At 57.0% G+C, this 242-nt stretch carries 1 protein-coding gene; it reads right to left on the bottom strand.

Going from position 1 to position 242, the window contains the following annotated elements; translation table 11 throughout:
* Positions 1-242 (bottom strand): isocitrate lyase/phosphoenolpyruvate mutase family protein (locus FN960_RS24675; protein WP_185971171.1); only part of this gene is annotated, 242 nt, incomplete at both ends.

Genomic DNA, 242 nt, shown 5'->3' with positions numbered 1-242 from the left:
AACATAGGCCTGCGCACGCTCGATCGCCGCATCCAGCCCCTCTACCGCCAGAGCATCGGTGCGCGCCATGATCACAAAATCAGGATCGGTTTTCGCATCCACCGCCGCGCGGATCCGATCCACCATCTCTTCTTTCGAGACGATCGCTTTATTCGGACGATGACCGCAGCGTTTCGCACCAACCTGATCTTCAATATGCAATCCTGCCGCACCGGCTTTAATCATCGATTTCACGGTGCGCG

It is taken from the genome of Alkalicoccobacillus porphyridii (assembly GCF_007293315.1).
GTDB classification, from domain to species: domain Bacteria; phylum Bacillota; class Bacilli; order Bacillales; family Bacillaceae_D; genus Alkalicoccobacillus; species Alkalicoccobacillus porphyridii.
The sequence above is the reverse complement of the archived record's forward strand: the minus strand, read 5'-3'. Positions and strand labels throughout refer to the sequence as shown.